The sequence below is a fragment of the Rhizobium sp. RAF56 genome (assembly GCF_052113965.1).
GTDB lineage: Bacteria > Pseudomonadota > Alphaproteobacteria > Rhizobiales > Rhizobiaceae > Rhizobium.
On sequence record NZ_JBFRDU010000021.1, the window covers coordinates 23,566 to 39,866 of the forward strand.

A 16,301-nucleotide genomic window follows, 5' to 3' on the forward strand; every position below is an offset into this window, starting at 1 on the left:
TCCCGGTTAGCAGTCACCCGGTGTGGTTGAACCCGCCAATTTCCCCAATAGACATCGCGCCCGTCGAGGCGCGTTCATCGAAAGGACCACGCCATGGTGGCGCAAAAGGGCAAGGATCTGCTCCTCAAGATCTCCAACGGCAGCGCATATGCGACGGTGGCGGGACTGCGGTCGCGGCGGCTTTCGTTCAATGCGGAAACCGTCGACGTCACCGATGCCGAGAGCGTCGGGCGCTGGCGCGAGCTGCTCGGCGGTGCGGGCGTTCAACGCGCTTCCCTTTCCGGCTCCGGTCTCTTCAAGGACCAGACGTCGGACGGGCTCATCCGCAGCGCCTTCTTCAACGGCACCATCCTTTCCTGGCAGGTCGTGGTGCCGGATTTCGGCACGGTGGGCGGGCCGTTTCAGGTGACGGCGCTCGAATATTCCGGCGAGCACAACGGCGAGGTGACGTTCGATATCGCGCTCGAATCCGCCGGCGCGATCAGCTTCGTGGCGGCCTGATGCGGACGGCTTTGAGCGGCCAGCGCGCCAACCGCCGGCGCGGCGAGGTGGAGGCCGTGATCGACGGCGAGCGGCGCGTCCTTTGCCTGACGCTCGGCGCGCTGGCGGAGTTGGAGACGGCCTTCGCGGCGGAAGATCTGGCCGGGCTCGCGGCGCGTTTTTCCGCAGGCCGGCTGAAGGCGGCCGACATGATCCGCATCATCGCCGCCGGGCTTCGCGGCGGCGGCAATGTGTTTTCCGATGACGAGGTCGCGGCGGTCAGCATCGAGGGCGGGATTGCGGGCTTTGCAGCACTCGTCCGCGATTTGCTTGCTGCAACCTTCCTGGGGGACGGGGCCGATCTTGCCCCGGACCCTCTCTAGCCGCAGCGGGCAGCGGACATGACGGCAGCGAGCGGGCGGCGCCCGCCGCCTTCCCCTGGCGCCGCGCGCTGCATGTCGGCCTCTGCCTGCTGCGGCTTCCTCCCGATGCATTCTGGGCGATGACGCCGATCGAGTTCCACGCCGCGGCGGGCGGCCTTGGCGACCGCGCCGCAGGCTTCGATCGCGCAGCGCTTTCGCGGCTGATGGAACGGTTTCCCGATCGGTGACCGCCCGGCCTTGTTCCCTCGCCATTTTCAGAAGGGTTCCGCATGGACAGCGACGATAGCGACCTTTCCGCAGCCTCGGAGCAGGCGGACAGCTTGAAGAAGACGCTCGACGATCTCGACAGCCGCTCCCGTTCGTTCGGAGCGGCGCTAACGGGGGCGCTGGCATCGGCGACCGCCGGCGGCAAAAGCCTGGACACGGTTCTGCGCGGTCTCGGTAACCGCCTGGTCGACATTGCCTTGTCGGCGGGCATGAAGCCGTTGGAGACCGCGCTCGGTGGGGTGATGGGTGATCTCGTCGGCAGCCTGGGCAAGACCTTCGCCTTCGCCAATGGCGGCGTGCCGGGGAGGGTGACGGCCTTTGCCGATGGCGGCGTGGTATCCGCGCCCACCTACTTCCCGATGGGCGGCAATACCGGGCTGATGGGCGAGGCGGGCACGGAGGCGATCCTGCCGCTGAGGCGCGGCTCCGACGGTTCGCTCGGCGTGGCTGCGGCGGGCGGCGGCAAGACGCAGATCGTATTCAACGTGACCGCCGCCGACGCGCAGAGCTTCCAGAAGAGCGAAGCGCAGATTTCAGCGATGCTGGCGCGCACGGCGATGCGCGGCCAGCGCAGTCTTTAAGGGATGGCCATGACCTCCGGTTTCCACGAGGTGCGTTTTCCGCTCCGCCTTTCGCTTTCGACCAGCGGCGGTCCGGTGCGGCGCACCGATATCGTCAATCTCTCGAACGGGCGCGAGAGCCGCAACAGCCGCTGGCGGGATGCGCGGCGCCTCTATGACGCAGGCTCCGGCATCCGCTCGGTCGCGGACCTCTACGACGTGCTGGCGTTTTTCGAGGCGCGGAGCGGCGAACTCTACGGCTTTCGCTTCCGCGATCCGGTCGACTGGACCTCCGGCAGGCCGGGCGCCGCTCTAACGCCGCTCGATCAGGTCATCGGCGTCGGCGACGGCACGACCGCTCGATTCCAGCTGACAAAGACCTATGCCGACGCCGGCGCAAGCGCCGCGCGCGCGATCGCCAAGCCCCTCGAAGGAACGGTGACCGTCGCTGTCGACGGCAACGCCCAGCCGGCGTCGGCCTTCTCCTGCGACGCGGCGACCGGCGGCGTGACCTTCGTGCCTGCCGCCGTGCCGAAGGCAGGCAAAGTCATAACCGCAGGCTTTGAATTCGACGTGCCGGTGCGTTTTGCCACCGACCGCATCGATATCAGCCTTTCCGCCTTCAGCGCCGGACGCATTCCTTCCATTCCCCTGATGGAGATCGTCCCGTGAGAACGATCCAATCCGCGCTCGCCGCGCACCTTGGCGGCGCCGCCACGACACTCTGCATTTGCTGGCGGGTAGTCACGCGCGACGGCGCGGCCCTCGGCTTTACCGAGCACGACCACGATCTCACCGTCGCGGCCACGCAATACTGGGCGGCAAGCGGCTTTGCCGCCAGCGATGGAGAAGAGGCCGCGGGATTGCCAGCCTCGACCAGCAATGTCGCGGGCGGCTTCTCGCACGAGGCGATTACCGAGGCGGATCTTGCCGCCGGGCGCTATGACGGCGCGCGCGTCGAGGTCTACCTCGTCAACTGGGCCGATCCGGAGCAGCATCTGTTGCTGAAGGTTCAGGAGATCGGCGAGGTTACCCGACAGGCGGGGCAGTTCGAGGCGGAGCTGCGCAGTTTCGCCGCTCGTCTCGCCGAGCCGCAGGGACGCGTCTACAACCGGCGCTGCGATGCCGCCCTTGGGGATGCGCGCTGCGGCGTCGATCTCACCCTGCCGCGATATCGCGCCGAGGCGACCGTGGCTGCCGTTTCGAACAGCACGCGCCTCAGGCTCTCAGGCGCCGTCAGCCCTGCCGCCGGCTTTTTCGCTGAAGGCCGATTGCGCTTCTTCGACGGTGAAAACGCGGGACTTGCCGTCGATATCGACAGCTGTGCCGTGGAGGCCGGCCTGGTGGAGATAACGCTGTGGCTGCCGCTTGCGCAGGCGCCAGCGGTCGGTGACCGGGTCACCCTGACGGCGGGGTGCGACAAGTCCTTTTCCACCTGCCGCGCCAAGTTCGCGAACGCTTCGAATTTTCGCGGCTTCCCGCATATGCCGGGCGCGGACTTCGCCTACGGCTACGCCGACGGCACCAGCCGCCATGACGGGAGCCCGCTGTTTTCATGAGTAAGGATATCGGCGCTCGCGTGCTTTCGATCGCGGAAAGCTGGATCGGCACGCCCTATCGGCATCAGGGCGCGACAAAAGGCGTTGGCTGCGACTGTCTGGGGCTTGTCCGCGGCATCTGGCGGGAACTCTACGGCGAGGAGCCGGAGCGCCCGGCGGCTTACGCGACGGATTGGGCGGAACGCGACGGCGAAGAGAGACTGATCGGGGCCGCATATCGGCATTTCGGTTCCGCGCTGCCGGCCGATCGGATGCGACCCGGTGATCTCTTGCTCTTCCGCTGGCGGCCGGATTGCGTCGCCAAGCATGCGGGCATCTTCTGCGGCGGTGAGCACTTCATCCACGCCTACGAGCAGTCGGCCGTCGTGCGCTCGCCGCTCGCGCCGGCCTGGCGGCGGAAGATCGCAGGCGCGTTCCGGTTTCCTGACGGGTGAGTGCGCAAGAAAATGCAACTCTTGAAAAATGAGGCCGGTCGCGGTATTTCTGGAGTGGTGAGCGAGGTTGCGTCCTCGCTCACCGTTTGACTACGCTATGAAGCTTACCCGGACGGTGATAAACCAGCCCGTCCGGGTTTTCCTCACGCTAAGCGTAATGCTCAGTGGCAAGAACCACATCACATCACCTCCATGATCGAGAGCAAGGCCTTTGCCACGGTCGGCGCGGCCTATCCTCGCCGATGCACCGGCTGGCGCGGTGCAGGCTGCTTCGCTCTCAACCTGGCTTCAGATAATGCAATTTAAAGACGTAATTTCAAGCGCAAACTCTTGCTGGCCGCTCGTGCCGGCCTGGCAGCGGAAGATCGCCGGCGCATTCGGGTTTCCTGACGGGTGAGCGCGCAAGAAAATGCAACTCTTGAAAAATGAGGCCGGTAGGGGTATTTCTGGAGTGGTGAGCGAGGTTGCGTCCTCGCTCACCGTTTGCTTAGTGGAAGCTTACCCGGACGGCGACAGACCAGCCCGTCCGGGTTTTCCTCACGCTAAGCGTAATGCTCAGTGGCAAGAACCACATCACATCACCTCCATGATCGAGAGCAAGGCCGTTGCCACGGTCGGCGCGGCCTATCCTCGCCGATGCACCGGCCGGCGCGGTGCAGGCTGCTTCTGCTCTCAACCTGGCTTCAGATAATGCAATTTAAAGACGTAAGTTCAAGCGCAAACTCTTGCTGGCCGTTCGTACCGGCCTGACGGCGGAAGGTCGCAGGCGCATTCCGGTTTCCTGAGGGGTGAGCGCGCAAGAAAATGCAACTCTTGAAAAATGAGGCCGGTCGCGGTATTTCTGGAGTGGTGAGCGAGGTTGCATCCTCGCTCACCGTTTTGCTTAGTTAGAAGCTGACCCGGACGGCGACAGACCAGCCCGTCCGGGTTTTCCTCACGCTAAGCGTAATGCTCAGTGGCAAGAACCACATCACATCACCTCCATGATCGAGAGCAAGGCCGTTGCCACGGTCGGCGCGGCCTATCCTCGCCGATGCGCCGGCTGGCGCGGCGCAGGCTGCTTCTGCTCTCAACCTGGTTTCAATTAATGCAATTTTAGCACGTAATTTCAAGTGTAACGTCATGCGCCGCATGGCGCTGTTGGCGCTGCCATTCAAGCGGGATTTCCATGGCCACCATTGTCTTTCAGGCGGCAGGGGCCGCGCTCGGTTCGGTGTTCGGTCCGTTGGGGGCGATCATCGGTCAGGCGGCGGGCGCATTGGCTGGCAGCATGGTAGACCGCGCGCTGATCAACGGCGGCCGCACGATCTCCGGAGCGCGGCTCGCGACGGCGCGCATTCCCGGCGCGGACGAGGGCATGGCGGTAAGCCGCCTCTATGGTAGCGCCCGCCTCGGCGGCACGCTGATATGGGCGACGCGTTTCGAGGAGGAGGCGACCGTCGAGCGCGCCGGCGGCAAGGGCAGTGGGCCGAAAGTGGAGACGTTCCGCTATTTCGCCAATATCGCGATCGGGCTGTGCGAGGGGCCGATTGCCTGCGTACGTCGTGTCTGGGCGGACGGTCGCGAACTCGACCTCTCGCAGGTCGAGATGCGCGTTCATGTCGGCACGGCGACGCAGCTTCCAGATCCCTTGGTCGCCGCCAAGCAGGGAGAGGGCAACGTGCCCGCCTATCGCGGCCTTGCCTATGTCGTCTTCGAGCGCTTGCCGCTCGATCCCTATGGCAACCGTATCCCGCTCCTGCAATTCGAGGTCCTTCGGCCGGTCGGACGGCTGGAGAGCCAGATCCGCGCGGTGACGCTCATTCCCGGCGCGACGGAGCACGGCTATGCTTCGTCGCCCGTGAAGGAAGCGATCGGGCTCGGCCGCGCGCGGGCACTGAACCGCAACGCGCTGACGGCTACGACCGACTGGCAGGCCGCGATCGACGAGCTGATGGCTGTCTGCCCCGGTCTTCAGAGCGTGGCGCTGGTCGTCAGCTGGTTCGGCACCGATCTGCGCGCCGGCCAGTGCCGCATCCTGCCGGGCGTCGAGACGTTGGCGCGCCGGGGTGAAAGCAGTCAGTGGACCGTTTCCGGCATTCCGCGCGCGGGGGCTCACCTCATCAGCACCAGCAACGGCGGGCCGGCTTATGGCGGTACACCTGATGACACGAGTGTCTTCCAGGCGATCGCGGACCTGAAGGCGAGGGGCTTGAAGGTCTGCCTCTATCCCTTCCTGATGATGGACATTCCGGCCGGCAGCGGGCTGACCGATCCCTATGGCGGCGCGGAGCAGGCCGCCTATCCCTGGCGCGGGCGCATCAGCTGTTTTCCGGCCGCCGGCAGGCCGGGCTCGACGGATCGCACCGCGGCTGCGGCGGCCGAGGTCGCTGCCTTCTGCGGCAACTCCAAGGCGAGCGATTTCGCCGTCGATGGCCAGTCGGTCGTCGGCCACGGGGGTGATGGGGGCTATCGCCGGTTGGTGCTGCACTATGCGCATCTTGCCGCCGCCGCCGGCGGGGTCGACGGATTCATCATCGGCTCGGAACTCAAGGGGCTGACGCAGATCCGTGATGCAGCCGGCGCCTTTCCTTTCGTCCAGGCGCTCGCGGCTCTGGCGGCCGACGTGCGCACCATCGTCGGACCGGCAACGAGGATCACCTATGGCGCCGATTGGAGCGAATATTTCGGCTACCATCCCGCCGACGGCAGCGGCGATGTCTATTTCCACCTCGATCCGCTATGGGCTTCTGCCGCGATCGATGCCATCGGCATCGACAATTATATGCCGCTTGCCGACTGGCGCGACGAGGACCTCTCGGCGCCCAATCCCGACGGTTTTCGCTTAAGCGACGATCTCGCCGGCATGGCGGCGGCTATCGCCAGCGGCGAGGGCTTTGATTGGTATTATGCGAGCGACGAGGACAGGCGAAGCCGGCGGCGGACGCCGATCACCGATGGGCTCAACGGCAAACCCTGGGTCTTCCGCTACAAGGATATCGCGAGCTGGTGGTCAAACCCGCACAAGGAGCGCGTCGCCGGCAAGGAGCGCGCGACACCGACGGCGTGGGTGCCCGGATCGAAGCCGATCTGGTTTACCGAACTCGGCTGCCCGGCCATCGACAAGGGTGCCAACCAGCCGAACGTCTTCGTCGATCCGAAGTCGGCGGAATCGGCTGTGCCGCACTTTTCGAACGGCATGCGCGCCGATGCCATGCAGCGCCGCTTTCTGGAGGCGCATCATGACCATTGGCGCGGCCCAGGCGCGCCGGCCGGCATGGTGGATGCCGACCGCATGTTCGTCTGGACCTGGGACGCGCGGCCCTATCCGGCCTTTCCGCAGGACACCGCAACCTGGAGCGACGGCGGCAACTGGCGCACCGGCCATTGGCTGAACGGCCGCCTGGGCGCGGGAACGCTCGCCGACATCATCGCCGCCATCCTTCGCGACCAACAGTTCTTCGACTTCGACGTGTCGGAAGTGAGTGGCGATATGGCGGGCTACGTGCAGGGAGAGGTGATGTCGGCCCGCAACCTCATCGATCCGCTGCTCGAGGTTTTCCAGATCGACGTCGTCGAGGATGGCGGTCTCTTGCGCTTCCGCTCCCGTGCACGGGCAAGCCGGCCTTCGATGCCGCTGCCGGTGCTCGCCGATCTCGATGGTGAGCCGCTCTGGCGCGAGACGCGCGGTCACGACAGCGATTTCGCCGCCGAAGCGATGCTGACCTTTTCCGATCCTGACAACGACTACGAACAGGCGAGCGCCCGGTCGCGTCGGGCTCCTTCGGCATCCAATCGCGTGCTGCGTTACGATCTTGTGGCCGTCCTGCCGGAGGAGGCGGCCCTTGCCGCCGCCGAGGGGCTGTTGCGTGACAACCGCGTCTCGCGCCGATCCGTCAGCTTTTCGCTGCCGCCGACCGCGATCGGCTTGCAGCCGGGTGACGTGGTTTTCTTCGAAAGGGGGCCGCAAGGTCGCTTTCTCGTGGCGCGTATCGAGGATGGAGCCACGCGCAAGGTGGAGGCACGCGAATTCGCAAGCGCGACGGGTGGCGCTGTCGCGGTCGCTGAGAGCGGCCGAAAGACGGTGAGTGCGGCCTCCAGCGTTTTTTCGCCGCTGATCGAGATGATGGACCTGCCTCGTCTGTCAGCTGCGCAAGCGCCGAGCTTTGCCTGCGCCGCGGTTTATGCGAGCCCCTGGCGTTCCGTCGTGCTGTCGGCCTCGCCGACCACGCAAGGCTATACGAGCCGCTCCGTCCTCGACCGGCCGGCCCGGATCGGTGCGCTGGTCTCGGGGCTTGGCGCGGGCGTCAGCGGCCGATTCGACCGGGCTCAATTGCTGGAGCTCGACTTGCCTTTCGGCGGGCTGTCGTCGGCACCGAAGATCTCGGTGCTGAACGGCGGCAACGCTTTTGCGCTTCGCTCTGCCGCCGGGACCTGGGAAATCGGCGCTTTTCTCGAGGCCGAGGAGATCGCGGCCGGTCGCTGGCGACTGACCGGGCTGCTGCGAGGGCTTGCAGGCACGGAGGATGCGATGGCGGCCGGTGGTGCGGCCGGGGCGCCGATCGTCTTTCTCGACGAGGCGGTCCGGCCGCTCAACCTGGCGAGCAGCGAAATGGGCCTTACCCTCAACTGGATCGCCGAAGCGGCGGCAAGCGACGGCCGGGCGGGGCCGCTTGCATTTGCCGGCGGCATCAGGGCGGAGACGCCGCTGTCGCCAGTTCACCTTCGCGGCCGGCGCCGTGCGGATGGTTCTGCCGAATTCGCCTGGATCCGGCGCGGAAGGCTCGATTCGGACAATTGGATCGCCGCCGACATTCCGCTCGACGAGCCGACCGAACGCTATCGCATCGCAGTGCTTGCCGGCGCTGCCGTCGTGCGCGAGGTCGAGGTCACATCCGCGGCGTGGGTCTATTCGGCCGGCGACGAACTTGCCGACTTCGGCTCAGCCCAGACGGCGCTTTCGTTGCGCATCGCCCAGATGGGCCAGCGCGTGCCGCTCGGCATCGCCGCGACGGCGGTCGTCGCCTTGTGAAAATCAACTTCCAGCAAAAAGGAGTGTGTCATGGAAGACGCAAAGCAATGGTTCATGTCGAAGACGATCTGGGGCGCGCTGCTTGCGCTCGGCGCCTCGGTGGCGCAACTGGCCGGTGTCCATGTCGGCATCGCCGAGCAGTCGGCGATCGGCGATTCTGCCGTATCGATCGCCGGCGCGCTCGGCAGCCTGGTCGCGGTCTATGGGCGCGTCACCGCAAATTCGGCGATCAAGCCGGGCTGACGCGAAGCCCCAACCGGGCCCTTCCGCCGTCCTCCCGGCGGCGGAAGATCACCACGCATTCATTTGCCATTCAGGCGGGTTTGAGTACATATTTCGCAACAATGAATATCCCTGTGGAAGTTAGAGCATGGCATCTCCCTTGAGCGTCGCAGCCGCCGTCGCCATCATGGCCGGCACGGCCACGCTACCGGTCACGACGCCGACGCTGGTCGCGCGGGCGAACGGCGACTGCAGCGAGGCCGCAGCCGAGGTCGTCGCCAAGACGGGGGGACAATTGCTTTCGGCCCAGCCGTCCGGCGATTCCTGCGTCATCACCGTGCTTGTCCAGGGCAACGGCCAGCGGCCGCGTAAAGTCACCGTCAAGGTTCCTATGTAAAAGCTTCCAGTGTAGAACGGCCGAAAGGCTTGAGCGAAGCGGATAGGACAGGCGGATCATCATGCGCATTCTGGTAGTCGAAGACGACATCAATCTGAACCGCCAGCTCGCCGATGCGCTGAAGGAAGCGGGCTATGTGGTGGACGTGGCCTTCGACGGCGAGGAAGGCCATTTTCTTGGCGAGACCGAACCCTACGACGCGATCATTCTCGACATCGGCCTGCCGGAGATGGACGGCATTACCGCGCTCGAAAAATGGCGGTCGGCGGGTCGCGGCATGCCGGTCCTTATCCTGACGGCGCGTGACCGCTGGAGCGACAAGGTCGCCGGCATCGACGCCGGCGCCGACGACTACGTGGCAAAGCCATTCCATGTCGAGGAAGTGCTGGCGCGTATCCGCGCGCTCATCCGCCGTGCGGCGGGCCACTCATCGTCGGAAATCATCTGCGGCCCCGTCCGCCTCGACACCAAGAGTTCCAAGGCGACGGTCGACGGCAAGCCGCTGAAGCTCACCTCGCACGAATACCGCCTGCTTGCCTATCTCATGCATCACAAGGGCGAGGTGGTGTCGCGCACGGAACTGGTCGAGCATATGTACGATCAGGATTTCGATCGCGATTCCAATACGATCGAAGTGTTTGTTGGACGTTTGCGCAAGAAGATGGGCGTCGATCTCATCGAAACGGTGCGCGGTCTCGGCTACCGCATTCAAGCGCCCGGCAATGCGCATTAAGTCGCTCACCGCGCGCGTACTCCTCTTGACCACGCTGTGGTCTACCGTGGCGTTGGTGGCGATCGGGCTGGTGATCTCGACGCTCTATCAGAAAAGTGCCGAGCGCGGCTTCCAGGATCTGTTGCGCGCCCAGCTCTACAACGTCGTCAATTCCGTCACCATCGGCGATCAGGGCGCGCTTGCCGGTAGCCCGCAGCTCGGCGATTTGCGCTTCGCACAACCGAAGACCGGCTGGTACTGGCTGGTCGAGCCGCTCGGCACCTTCACGGCATCTCCGCTCGTCTCGCCGTCGCTGGGTGCCGCCAACCTGCCTGTACTGTCGGTGCTGGAAGCGCCTTTCGACAAGAATTACGAGCGCTACTATATCGTCACGGACGCTTTCGGAAACCGGGTGCGCGTGGCTGAGACGGAGATCGTGCTCGACACCGACGGGCGCGCCGCAAGGTTCCGCGTGACCGGCAACGTCGCGGTTGTCGAGGACGACGTGCGCACCTTCTCCCACAGCCTCTATCTGGCGCTTGCCGGCTTCGGCGTCGGCAGCCTCATCGTCAACGCCCTTGCCATTCTTTACGGCCTCAAACCGCTCGACAAGGCACGCGGGGCGCTGGAGCGCATCCGCGCCGGCGACAGCGAACGCCTGCAGGGCGATTTCCCCCGCGAGATCCTGCCGCTTGCCAACGAGGTCAACGCGCTGATCGACAGCAATCGCCGCATCATCGAACGCGCCCGCATGCAGGTCGGCAACCTCGCCCACTCCCTGAAGACGCCGATCGCGGTGCTGCTCAACGAATCGCGCGTGCTCGATCGCTCGCACGGCGATCTTGTGAAAAATCAGGCGGAAGCGATGCAGGGGCAGGTGCAGTCCTATCTGAACCGCGCCCGGATCGCGGCCCAGCGCGAGAGCGTGCTCGCCCGCACCGAGGCCGAACCCGCGCTCGAACGGCTGGTGCGCGTGATGCGCCGCCTCAACGCCGACAAGGAGTTCGAGCTCTCGGTGTCGCCCGGTCTGGCACTTGCGATGGAGCAGCAGGATCTGGAGGAAACGCTCGGCAACCTGCTCGAAAATGCCGCCCGCTTCGCAGTTCAAAAGGTGCGCGTGACGGCGAGCGAAGCGCCGCCGGATGTCAAGGGCATCGATCCGGCGCGGCGGTACTGGGTCGAGCTGGTGGTGGACGACGACGGGCCGGGGCTCGAGCCGGATCAGATCCGCGAGGCGCTGAAACGCGGCCGCCGGCTGGACGAAAGCAAGCCCGGCACCGGGCTCGGCCTCTCGATCGTCAGCGAGATCACCAGTGAGTATCAGGGCAGGCTGGAGCTTTCGCGCGGACCCTGGGGCGGCCTCCAGGCGCGTCTAATTCTTCCAGGCGTCAGCAAGGATGTTGCGTGAGACGCTGCATGATGCCAGAAAGGCGCGGTGCGTCATGGGGATGGCACCGGCCGGTTGTGCTCCGGCATCTGAGTTTTGACCTAAATTCAGGTTTGTTTGTATGAATTTTTGCATTTCACGTCCAATTGCCCCCTTGCTCGCGGCGGCCGTTGCCCTTTCTGCCTGCGGGACGACGCACAATCCCGTCGGGTCCAGCCTTGCCATGCTGAAGCCGGGCAAGCCGACGTCGACCCCCTATATCACCGGCTTGCAGGGCGGCATCATCGGGCGCATCGACCTCGACCTCAGCGACAGCGACCGGCAGCGGGCGCTGGAGGCGGAATATCGCGCGCTTGAAGCCGCTCCCGGCGGCCAGCCGGTGGTCTGGTCCGGCCGCGGGGTAAACGGCAGGGTGGTCGCGGCCGCACCCTATCAGGTCGGCTCGCAGAACTGCCGGCAATACACGCACACCGTGACCGTCGACGGCCGCGACAGACAGGCGCGCGGCGCCGCCTGCCGCAACCCGGACGGCAGCTGGACACCGCTGGGCTGAACGCAGAATCGGCTTAAAACCGTTCCTGCAGAACTTCCGGGACAATATTCTTGCCACGGCGGAAAACGCCGAGGACCGTAACCACGTCGCCGTCGACAACGAATGCGATCGAAGTGGTGCGGCGATAGCCAATGATGCGTAGTCCCGGAATGTCGCCCTCACGCACCGTGCCGCGCTGGGCAAAGGTCTTCAGGCCGCGGATCAGTTCATAGATGCCGCCGACATAGTGACTGGCGATTTCCGGTCCGGCGGCCGCGGCGATTTCGTCGTACATTCCGGCCAGCTCGGCTTCGGCAAGCTGGTGGAGCTTGATCCGGTATTCCACGCTTATTTGGCTTTAGCCAGTTCGGCGCGATGCTTCTCTTCGAAGCGGGCGACGGCGTCCTCAAGGAGAACCGCCTGTGACGGGTCGCGCTTCAGTTGCTCGTAGCGCGTCGGCACTTCCTCCCTCAGCCAGCGCTCGCGCATTTCTTCATAGTCTTCCAGCAGGCGCAGGCCAGCCCTCACCACCTCGCTGGCGTTGTTGTAGCGTCCGCCTTCTAGTTGCTTTTTGATGAAGGCTTCGTAGTGTTCATTCAACGCAAAGCTTGCCATGGGTATCTCGCGATCGAAGGGGTTCCGTGGGGCGATACTAACAACTATTGTCAACAATTCCCATCTGCTTTTGCGGGACGGAATTGCGGCCAAACGACACAAATCTTCGTCACTTCGCCTTTGGCTGTTGGAATGCGGCCTCTGTTCAAGTAATGGGGCGATATGCTGTTCTGGATTCTCGTGGCCGTTCTGACGGCGGCCGTTTGCGCTGTTCTGCTCTATCCGCTTTTGCACGGAGCAAACGCGGTTGCGGATAGGCGCGCCGGCGAGGAGGCCGTTTATCGCGACCAGCTTCTGGAACTCGATCGCGACGAGGCGGGCGGGCTGATCAGCGCCGGCGAGGCAGACTATGCGCGCGCCGAGATCGGCCGCCGGTTGCTCGCGGTCGTAGCGCCGGCAGAGGCTCCGCGCATTGCCGGCGGCAACCGGCTGACGCAGGCTTTCGTCATTCTGCTTTTGCCGGCGATCGGGCTCTGTCTTTATTTGACGGTCGGCACGCCCGGGCTGCCGTCGCAGCCGCTTTCGGCACGCCTCGAAAATCCCGGTAACGACATGGCGATCCTGGTGGCCAAAGCCGAACGGCATCTCGACGAGCATCCCGAGGACGGCAAGGGCTGGGACGTGCTTGCGCCGATCTACTTCAAGTCGATGCGGGTCGGCGACGCCGAGCTTGCCTATCGTCACGCGATCCGCCTGCTCGGTCCGAGCCCGGAGCGTCTCGATGGTCTGGCGGAGACGCTGATGGCTGTTTCGCAAGGCGTCGTGACCGCCGAGGCGAGTGACGTGCTGAAACAGTCGCTGGCGCTTCAGCCGGACAATCCGCGTGCGAAATTCTACCTCGCCCTTGCATTCGAGCAGGCCGGCAAGGCTTCGGAGGCGAAAGCAGCCTTCGAGGCGCTTGCCAAGGCCTCGCCCGCCGACGCGCCATGGCTGCCGATCGTCAACGAGCACATTGCGAGAAACGGCGGCGCGCCGCTTGCAGCGGACGCCTCCACGCAGGCGCCCGGCAATCCGACCTCGGCGGACGTTGCTTCCGCCGAGACGATGAACGCCGGCGACCGCATGCAGATGATCCGCGGCATGGTCGAGACCCTCGATGCCAAGCTCAAGGACGATCCCAACAATTTCGAAGGCTGGATGCGGCTGATCCGCTCCTACGCGGTGCTAAAGGACGACGCGCGGGCGGCGGGCGCACTGAAGCGCGGACTGGCGGCATTTCCGCCAACCGGCGCTGAAGGGCAGCAACTCGTTGCGCTCGCCAAGGAACTCGGCTTGCCGACAGAGGATGCGCAGCCATGACCCGCAAGCAGAAGCGCCTTGCCGTGATTGCCGGCGGCATGAGTTTCATCATGGCCGCGGTGCTTTTGGTGCTCTTTGCCTTTAGCCAGTCTGTCGCCTATTTCTACATGCCGGGCGATCTCGCCAAGACGCAGGTGAGCCCCGGCACGCTGATCCGTCTCGGCGGGCTCGTCGGTGAGGGAAGCGTGGTGCGCGGCGAGGGTACGGCCGTGCAGTTCGCCGTCACCGACGGCACCGATACGGTGAAGGTGAAGTATACCGGCATCCTGCCGGATCTCTTTCGCGAAGGGCAGGGGGTCGTGACGGAAGGCCGCTTTGAACCCGGTAGTTCCGTCTTCACCGCCGACACCGTGCTTGCCAAGCACGACGAGCGCTATATGCCTAAGGAAGTCGCCGACAGGATGAAGGCGCAAGGCGTCTGGAAGGGCGAGGGATCCCAGCAATGATCATCGAGCTTGGACATTATGCTCTGGTTCTGGCGCTTGCCACGGCGATCATCGTCTCCGTCGTGCCTGTGATCGGCGCCCGGCGCGGCGACGCCTCGATGATGGCGCTTGGCCCTTCCGGCACGGTCGCGATCTTCGGGCTCGTCGCCTTCGCCTTCGGTGTCCTCACCTATGCGCACGTCGTCTCCGACTTCTCCGTTGCGAACGTCTGGGAAAACTCGCACTCGATGGTGCCGCTGATTTTCAAGATCTCCGGCGTCTGGGGCAATCATGAAGGCTCGATGATGCTCTGGTTGCTGATCCTTGCGCTGTTCAGCGCCATGGTCGCGGTCTTCGGCACCAACCTGCCGGATACGCTGAAGGTGAACGTGCTTGCCGTGCAGGCCTGGATCGGCGTTGCCTTCATGCTCTTCATCCTCTTGACCTCGAACCCGTTTGCCCGGCTCGATCCGGCTCCGGCGGAGGGGCGCGACCTCAATCCGGTGCTGCAGGACGTAGGCCTCGCGATCCACCCGCCGCTGCTCTATCTCGGCTATGTCGGCTTTTCCGTGTGCTTCTCCTTCGCGGTCGCGGCCCTCATCGACGGTCGCCTCGATGCCGCCTGGGCGCGCTGGGTGCGGCCCTGGACGCTGGCCGCCTGGATATGCCTGACGGCGGGCATCGCCATGGGCTCCTACTGGGCCTATTACGAGCTCGGCTGGGGCGGCTGGTGGTTCTGGGATCCGGTCGAAAACGCCTCGTTCATGCCGTGGCTCGCGGGCACGGCGCTTCTGCATTCGGCGCTTGTCATGGAAAAGCGGGCGGCGCTGAAAATCTGGACCGTGCTTCTGGCGATAGTCACTTTTTCGCTGTCGCTGCTCGGCACCTTCCTCGTGCGCTCCGGCGTTCTCACCTCCGTTCACGCCTTCGCCAGCGATCCGACGCGCGGCGTCTTCATTCTCGCCATCCTGCTCATCTTCATCGGCGGTGCGCTGTCGCTTTTTGCTTTCCGCGCCCCGCTCTTGACGGCCGGCGGCCTGTTCGCGCCGATCTCGCGCGAGGGCGCGCTGGTCTTGAACAACCTCATCCTGACCGTCGCCTGCGCAACGGTGCTGACCGGCACGCTCTATCCGCTGGCGCTGGATATCCTGGCCGGGGACAAGATCTCCGTCGGGCCGCCCTTCTTCAATCTGACCTTCGGGCTGCTGATGGTTCCGCTCCTCGTCGCAGTGCCCTTTGGGCCGATGCTTGCCTGGAAGCGCGGCGACCTCCTCGGCGCCTTGCAGCGGCTCTACCTTGCGGCTCTACTGGCATTCGTCGGCGCCGTCATCCTCGTCTACATCAAGAACGGCGGACCGGTTATGGCCGTGCTCGGCCTTGCGGCCGGGCTGTTCCTGGTTTTCGGCGCGATCGCCGATCTCTGGTACCGCGCCGGCGTCGGCAACGTGCCGGCAGCGAGAGCGTGGCGGCGGCTGATCGGGCTGCCGCGTTCGGCCTTCGGTGGCGCGCTTGCCCATGCCGGCCTTGGCGTCACAGTCCTCGGCATCGTCGCCGTCACCACCTTCCAGACGGAAAACATCACCGAAATGAAGCCTGGCGCCACGGCCGAGCTCGGCGGCTACACGCTGCGCTTCGACGGCCTGCGGCCAGGCGTCGGTGCGAACTACACCGAGGATCGCGGCCAGTTCACGGTGAGCCGCGGCGGCGTGACCGTGGCCGAGATGTCGTCGGCAAAACGATTCTATACCGCAAGGCGCACCGCAACCACCGAATCGGGGATCCTGACTTTCGGCCTCAGCCAGCTTTATGTGTCGCTTGGCGACGCGGTGGATGGCGGCGGCATGGTCGTGCGCATCTGGTGGAAGCCGTTCATCCTCTGCATCTGGCTGGGCGCCGTCGTCATGGCGCTTGGCGGGGCCGTGTCGCTGAGCGACCGACGGCTGCGCGTCGGCGCGCCGAGCCGCAGGGCCAGGCGCGTAGCGGCCCAGATGGAGGCGGCGGAATGACGGCCGTTGCTC

Annotated in this window: 17 protein-coding genes and 1 pseudogene; 16 read left to right on the forward strand and 2 right to left on the reverse strand. The window is 65.3% G+C overall.

The features are described 5' to 3' along the window. Window positions 1–93 precede the first annotated feature (93 nt). The 13 genes and pseudogenes from AB4048_RS18110 to AB4048_RS18170 all read left to right on the forward strand — a co-directional run bounded on the left by AB4048_RS18110 (window position 94) and on the right by AB4048_RS18170 (window position 11,965). Window positions 94–501, forward strand: coding sequence for a phage major tail protein, TP901-1 family (locus AB4048_RS18110; RefSeq protein WP_442203377.1), 408 nt, complete (start codon window positions 94–96; stop codon window positions 499–501). Beyond that, a complete protein-coding gene (locus tag AB4048_RS18115) occupies window positions 501–863 on the forward strand; it encodes a gene transfer agent family protein (protein WP_442203378.1) in 363 nt (120 codons plus the stop codon). The genes AB4048_RS18110 and AB4048_RS18115 overlap by 1 nt, the downstream gene beginning before the upstream one ends. Window positions 864–925: 62 nt before the next feature. Continuing rightward, window positions 926–1,090 (forward strand): annotated as a pseudogene (locus AB4048_RS18120) (rcc01693 family protein); the annotation flags it as partial. 42 nt (window positions 1,091–1,132) lie between these two features. Then, window positions 1,133–1,711: a phage tail tape measure protein gene (locus AB4048_RS18125; RefSeq protein WP_442203379.1), complete on the forward strand. Its 579-nt coding sequence runs from the start codon at window positions 1,133–1,135 to the stop codon at window positions 1,709–1,711. Window positions 1,712–1,720: 9 nt separating this feature from the next. Continuing rightward, window positions 1,721–2,362, forward strand: a complete 642-nt coding sequence (locus AB4048_RS18130; RefSeq protein WP_442203380.1) for a phage distal tail protein, Rcc01695 family — start codon at window positions 1,721–1,723, stop codon at window positions 2,360–2,362. Then, the gene (locus tag AB4048_RS18135; RefSeq protein WP_442203381.1) at window positions 2,359–3,249 is read left to right on the forward strand and encodes a DUF2163 domain-containing protein; all 891 of its coding nucleotides are present in this window, start codon (window positions 2,359–2,361) and stop codon (window positions 3,247–3,249) included. Before AB4048_RS18130 ends, AB4048_RS18135 begins: the two co-directional genes overlap by 4 nt. Then, window positions 3,246–3,683, forward strand: coding sequence for an NlpC/P60 family protein (locus tag AB4048_RS18140; protein WP_442203382.1), 438 nt, complete (start codon window positions 3,246–3,248; stop codon window positions 3,681–3,683). Before AB4048_RS18135 ends, AB4048_RS18140 begins: the two co-directional genes overlap by 4 nt. 1,168 nt (window positions 3,684–4,851) lie before the next feature. Further along, window positions 4,852–8,694, forward strand: a complete 3,843-nt coding sequence (locus tag AB4048_RS18145; RefSeq protein WP_442203383.1) for a baseplate multidomain protein megatron — start codon at window positions 4,852–4,854, stop codon at window positions 8,692–8,694. Between the two features lie 30 nt (window positions 8,695–8,724). After that, window positions 8,725–8,937: a hypothetical protein gene (locus AB4048_RS18150; protein ID WP_442203384.1), complete on the forward strand. Its 213-nt coding sequence runs from the start codon at window positions 8,725–8,727 to the stop codon at window positions 8,935–8,937. A 127-nt stretch (window positions 8,938–9,064) separates the two neighbouring features. Continuing rightward, the gene (locus AB4048_RS18155) at window positions 9,065–9,313 is read left to right on the forward strand and encodes a hypothetical protein (RefSeq protein WP_442203385.1); all 249 of its coding nucleotides are present in this window, start codon (window positions 9,065–9,067) and stop codon (window positions 9,311–9,313) included. Between the two features lie 61 nt (window positions 9,314–9,374). Beyond that, window positions 9,375–10,046 (forward strand): response regulator transcription factor, encoded by a 672-nt coding sequence (locus tag AB4048_RS18160; RefSeq protein WP_442203386.1) that lies wholly within the window; start codon window positions 9,375–9,377, stop codon window positions 10,044–10,046. Then, window positions 10,036–11,433: an ATP-binding protein gene (locus AB4048_RS18165; RefSeq protein WP_442203387.1), complete on the forward strand. Its 1,398-nt coding sequence runs from the start codon at window positions 10,036–10,038 to the stop codon at window positions 11,431–11,433. The genes AB4048_RS18160 and AB4048_RS18165 overlap by 11 nt, the downstream gene beginning before the upstream one ends. A gap of 100 nt (window positions 11,434–11,533) precedes the next feature. Continuing rightward, on the forward strand, window positions 11,534–11,965 hold the full coding sequence (locus AB4048_RS18170) for a hypothetical protein (protein WP_442203388.1): 432 nt from the start codon (window positions 11,534–11,536) through the stop codon (window positions 11,963–11,965). Between the two features lie 13 nt (window positions 11,966–11,978). On the opposite strand, the gene AB4048_RS18175 is transcribed toward AB4048_RS18170, so the two are convergent. Further along, the gene (locus AB4048_RS18175; RefSeq protein ID WP_442203389.1) at window positions 11,979–12,290 is read right to left on the reverse strand and encodes a type II toxin-antitoxin system RelE/ParE family toxin; all 312 of its coding nucleotides are present in this window, start codon (window positions 12,288–12,290) and stop codon (window positions 11,979–11,981) included. A 2-nt stretch (window positions 12,291–12,292) separates the two neighbouring features. Next, on the reverse strand, window positions 12,293–12,559 hold the full coding sequence (locus tag AB4048_RS18180) for a type II toxin-antitoxin system ParD family antitoxin (RefSeq protein WP_442203390.1): 267 nt from the start codon (window positions 12,557–12,559) through the stop codon (window positions 12,293–12,295). Window positions 12,560–12,721: 162 nt separating this feature from the next. On the opposite strand from AB4048_RS18180, the gene ccmI reads away from it, so the two are divergent. The 3 genes from ccmI to AB4048_RS18195 are packed head-to-tail and all read left to right on the forward strand — an operon-like array spanning window position 12,722 to window position 16,289. After that, window positions 12,722–13,858, forward strand: coding sequence for a c-type cytochrome biogenesis protein CcmI (gene ccmI / locus AB4048_RS18185; protein ID WP_442203391.1), 1,137 nt, complete (start codon window positions 12,722–12,724; stop codon window positions 13,856–13,858). Further along, a complete protein-coding gene (gene ccmE / locus AB4048_RS18190) occupies window positions 13,855–14,304 on the forward strand; it encodes a cytochrome c maturation protein CcmE (RefSeq protein ID WP_442203392.1) in 450 nt (149 codons plus the stop codon). Before ccmI ends, ccmE begins: the two co-directional genes overlap by 4 nt. Then, window positions 14,301–16,289, forward strand: coding sequence for a heme lyase CcmF/NrfE family subunit (locus AB4048_RS18195; RefSeq protein ID WP_442203393.1), 1,989 nt, complete (start codon window positions 14,301–14,303; stop codon window positions 16,287–16,289). The genes ccmE and AB4048_RS18195 overlap by 4 nt, the downstream gene beginning before the upstream one ends. The last annotated feature ends 12 nt before the right edge of the window (window positions 16,290–16,301 follow it).

Excerpts from the sequence above, each read along its gene's own strand:
- AB4048_RS18160 (WP_442203386.1), top strand. The coding sequence starts at position 9,375 with ATGCGCATTCTGGTAGTCGAAGACGACATCAATCTGAACCGCCAGCTC.
- AB4048_RS18155 (WP_442203385.1), top strand. The coding sequence starts at position 9,065 with ATGGCATCTCCCTTGAGCGTCGCAGCCGCCGTCGCCATCATGGCCGGC.
- ccmE (WP_442203392.1), top strand. The coding sequence starts at position 13,855 with ATGACCCGCAAGCAGAAGCGCCTTGCCGTGATTGCCGGCGGCATGAGT.
- AB4048_RS18170 (WP_442203388.1), top strand. The coding sequence starts at position 11,534 with ATGAATTTTTGCATTTCACGTCCAATTGCCCCCTTGCTCGCGGCGGCC.
- AB4048_RS18115 (WP_442203378.1), top strand. The coding sequence starts at position 501 with ATGCGGACGGCTTTGAGCGGCCAGCGCGCCAACCGCCGGCGCGGCGAG.
- AB4048_RS18140 (WP_442203382.1), top strand. The coding sequence starts at position 3,246 with ATGAGTAAGGATATCGGCGCTCGCGTGCTTTCGATCGCGGAAAGCTGG.
- AB4048_RS18195 (WP_442203393.1), top strand. The coding sequence starts at position 14,301 with ATGATCATCGAGCTTGGACATTATGCTCTGGTTCTGGCGCTTGCCACG.
- AB4048_RS18125 (WP_442203379.1), top strand. The coding sequence starts at position 1,133 with ATGGACAGCGACGATAGCGACCTTTCCGCAGCCTCGGAGCAGGCGGAC.
- AB4048_RS18130 (WP_442203380.1), top strand. The coding sequence starts at position 1,721 with ATGACCTCCGGTTTCCACGAGGTGCGTTTTCCGCTCCGCCTTTCGCTT.
- AB4048_RS18110 (WP_442203377.1), top strand. The coding sequence starts at position 94 with ATGGTGGCGCAAAAGGGCAAGGATCTGCTCCTCAAGATCTCCAACGGC.
- AB4048_RS18150 (WP_442203384.1), top strand. The coding sequence starts at position 8,725 with ATGGAAGACGCAAAGCAATGGTTCATGTCGAAGACGATCTGGGGCGCG.
- AB4048_RS18145 (WP_442203383.1), top strand. The coding sequence starts at position 4,852 with ATGGCCACCATTGTCTTTCAGGCGGCAGGGGCCGCGCTCGGTTCGGTG.
- AB4048_RS18180 (WP_442203390.1), bottom strand. The coding sequence starts at position 12,559 with ATGGCAAGCTTTGCGTTGAATGAACACTACGAAGCCTTCATCAAAAAG.
- AB4048_RS18165 (WP_442203387.1), top strand. The coding sequence starts at position 10,036 with ATGCGCATTAAGTCGCTCACCGCGCGCGTACTCCTCTTGACCACGCTG.
- ccmI (WP_442203391.1), top strand. The coding sequence starts at position 12,722 with ATGCTGTTCTGGATTCTCGTGGCCGTTCTGACGGCGGCCGTTTGCGCT.